Source organism: Nitrosomonas sp. Nm132 (genome assembly GCF_900100485.1).
In the GTDB taxonomy this organism is placed as follows: Bacteria; Pseudomonadota; Gammaproteobacteria; order Burkholderiales; family Nitrosomonadaceae; genus Nitrosomonas.
On the sequence record NZ_FNDH01000096.1, the window covers coordinates 1 to 3,367 of the forward strand.

The following is a 3,367-nucleotide window of genomic DNA, read 5'->3' on the forward strand; positions in this document are numbered from 1 at the left end:
TTCATGTCGGACGCTCCTCTCTAGTTACAGGGTTTTAAACAACACTACTTTGGCACCTCGTTGCCATTTAGGGTAGTGGGCGTCCATTCCATTACATATGTCAGGCGGGTCAGACCTTTGCTGCGGATTGTGGCATTCGCAACTTGATCGAGCAGATTCGAGTCAGCTACCCGGAATTCGATTGTGGGTTGCTCCGGAACGATGGCAGGCTCCAAGAACACCTCGATGAATCCCTGCCATTTGGGAATGCGCCAGCAGCCGCCGGCGATCTTCTGCCCGAATCTCGCCTTGACCGCGGTAATGACGCGGATTCTCCCGGCATGGGCTAGAACTCGCCACCTGAAAGAAGAAGACCGGAAGTTGGCACGACAATACCTCATTGATTGCATGTCCGATGTTCATGAGCAATCGCGCATCGGGTGATAAAGCGGTAAAGGCGTTCCAGCTTGCTATGCTGGCTTATGGTATAACAACGGGAATACTCAACTGAGGTTTCCGACGTCATTCCTTGGGCGGTGCTTTTTCCGGCTCCACACTGTCGACCTGAGGTATAGCCTTTTGCGGATGCTGTTTGACCATCCGCTTCAATTTATCATCCTTTCCCGGCCCATGGACGCCACTCTGCTGTACCTCCATATCCGGCGGAAATTCCTCCAGTTTGGGCGTTCTGTACTCAAGTTCGGCCTCGGCTGCGAGCCAGTCATCAAGATCATGCCCGGCGGTGCAGCCACGCTTTTCGTAGTGGTAATAGGCAGCCTCGCGAATCATCGCCTCACGCTGCTCAAGGCTGAAAGCCCCTCGCCATGTAATATCGGGATCGCTTTGCTGGTTAGCGGGAGTGCGTGTCTGTTTAGCCATGTTTTTGTCCTCCATCGTTGAAGATGATGGGGCACGGAACGAACGGGCCAGGCCCGCATGCTGAGCGCCCCTTGTAATTGCCAGGTTAGCCTGCAACCCTAATCCCGGCGACCAGAGCCCTTGATGCAAAGGAAAAATAAATCCCTTTTCTTTTCTGATTAAGCTCTGAAACTTTCATAGTTTATCGAAATACATCCACTAAAAAAATACGTGCAAACACGTAGAAATAGCCCTTATTGATAAACGATCAAAAATCTTTTTTGGCTCAAGCGAGGCAATATATCAAAAATTAGAGGCGTTGTTTCCCTTTCAGGGGAAAGGCATTCAGTTTTAGTATCGCCGATATTTATTTGTTATCCTGAATGAGTGGAGGCATATCGATTTGTACACGTCTCAATGACTGGTATTAGACCGCTATGCCGATAATCTCACCTTGCTCCTGCGGTATAAAAAAACGATACTGAATGAAGGATTTATTTGACTTGTCTGGAACTGGATAATGAAGGTTATTAGTGTTCGCGACATCCAAGAACTGATCAAAATTCCCGTTGGGGCGCGTTCCGTAAATCCGTGCGTCATGCCACATACTATGCGCAGGGCGTCATTGAATTGATGCCTTGTGCGGATGATTATTTGTATGCGTTCAAATATATCAGCGGCCATCCCGGCAATACGGCGCAAGGCAAGCTGAGCGTGGTCGGTATTGGCCAGTTAAGCGACACTGCTACCGGCTACCCGTTGCTGCTTAGTGAAATGACCTTGCTGACTGCTTTCCGCACGGCGGCAACTGGCGCTGTGGCGGCCAAGTATTTGGCCAGGGAAGACGCTCAGTCTTTGGCGATCATCGGTACCGGAGCCCAGGCGGAATTTCAGGTGATGGGTTTTAACAGTCTTTTCCCGTTACGAGAAATACGCTACTTCGATATCGATGCGGCGGCAATGGCTAAATTTTCACGTAACATGGCTCCTTATGCTTTCGAACTGATACCCTGCGCTAACATTCGGGATGCCGTCCGCAATACTGATATGGTCATTACGGCAACGGCGAGTAACACACGGCAGATATTGTTCGAATTGCAGGACATCGCGCCAGGCACCCATATCCACGCCATGGGCGGTGATCGCCCTGGTAAAACCAAATTAGACCAAGCGTTGCTGGAGGCAGCAAAAATTGTCGTTGAATTCACCCCGCAGGCATTAAAGGAAGGCGGAGTACAACAGTGCGAAGCAAGCGACATTTATGCTGAATTGTGGGAACTCGTCACGAAACGCAAGCGAGGCAGGGAAAATGCTGCTGAAATTACCGTGTTCGATTCGGTTGGCTTTGCACTGGAAGATTTTGCAACGCTGCGTTTGGTGTATCAACTGGCATTAGAATATCAATTAGGCAGCGAGATCGCGTTGCTGCCAGAAGTACATGATGTGAAAGACTTGTTGGGTGTTTTAGCGCCTTCTTCCTCTTCCTGATTTTCTCTCCGAAAAAGAAGAGCTAATCGTTAATCTGCATAAAACGTTTCAACGATCGCTCTCATCAGATGCAGCGTTTTAGCGTGCCGGTCACTTTCCGGGTTGAACTCGCTGATTTCCAGGCCGCAGAACTTGGCATGACGCTTCGCCGAGGCAAGTGCTGCCAGCAGCGCGGCGGCTTTAATTCCATCTGGCACTGGGGTTTCTACGCCAGGCGCATCTTCAGGATCAATTAAATCCAGGTCAAGGCTAATGCCTATCATCCCGCAAGTTCTGCTTAGTTGCTCAATGGCCGCAAGGAGTGTTTGCGAGAGATCACTAATTTGATCGGCAAAAACGATCTTCACGTTTGCCTGTTTTAAAAGAGCGTATTCAGCCGGTTCATAACTGCGGACACCGATCAACAGCAGATTCTCTGGCTGAATAAAGCGGCCAGTAGGATACACTGCGCTCAGCCGCTCATCTGCTTTACCCAGCAGCGCGGCAACAGGCATGCCATGTATATTGCCGGAAGGCGTTGTGGCAAAAGTGTGCGCGTCCATGTGGGCATCAAGCCAGATTAGGCCCAATTCGTCACCGCCTGGCAATCCCTGCAATACCCCTGGCCAGGTGCCGAGCGCACAGGAATGATCGCCACCGATCACCAGAAAAGGGCGCCGGGCTTCAGTCCAGTAGCAGGTAAATTCACTTGCCTTCTGGTATAAACGGGATAATCTGGCCTCTTTCGAGCCCTTCTTCTCGGGATACAGCATGTGCCATTGCAGTTGCAGACCGGCGTGCGGCACTGGCTGCCGCGTAAACTCGTCACGCAACAGCTCTGCCGCGTGGCCGCACGCCTGCACCGGCCCCCCCAGGCAGGAAGCAATTCCTAGTGTTTGTATGAGTCTCGCCATCAAACAATGATGGCACAGTTCGCAGGTAATGTCTTTAGCGTCGACCCTCCTGGTCAGGGCAATCGCGCTTAAAAGTGCTTGAAAATAGAATTTAGATAAGGTAATAACACTATCATTTTGATTTTAGATGATAGCAAAGCCAACACCTT

Annotated in this window: 3 protein-coding genes and 1 pseudogene; 1 reads left to right on the forward strand and 3 read right to left on the reverse strand. The window is 50.6% G+C overall.

The features are described 5' to 3' along the window. Positions 1–44 precede the first annotated feature (44 nt). Positions 45–389: a hypothetical protein gene (locus BLP80_RS14610; RefSeq protein WP_090544458.1), complete on the reverse strand. Its 345-nt coding sequence runs from the start codon at positions 387–389 to the stop codon at positions 45–47. Positions 390–501: 112 nt separating this feature from the next. Then, entirely contained in the window at positions 502–858 is a 357-nt protein-coding gene (locus BLP80_RS14615; RefSeq protein WP_143002328.1) for a DUF2934 domain-containing protein, read from the reverse strand. Positions 859–1,410: 552 nt separating this feature from the next. On the opposite strand from BLP80_RS14615, the pseudogene BLP80_RS14620 reads away from it, so the two are divergent. Beyond that, positions 1,411–2,325, forward strand: a pseudogene (locus tag BLP80_RS14620) (ornithine cyclodeaminase); the annotation flags it as partial. A gap of 29 nt (positions 2,326–2,354) precedes the next feature. Here the strand turns inward: BLP80_RS14620 and BLP80_RS14625 are convergent. Continuing rightward, a complete protein-coding gene (locus tag BLP80_RS14625; RefSeq protein WP_090544462.1) occupies positions 2,355–3,218 on the reverse strand; it encodes an arginase in 864 nt (287 codons plus the stop codon). Positions 3,219–3,367: the final 149 nt, after the last annotated feature.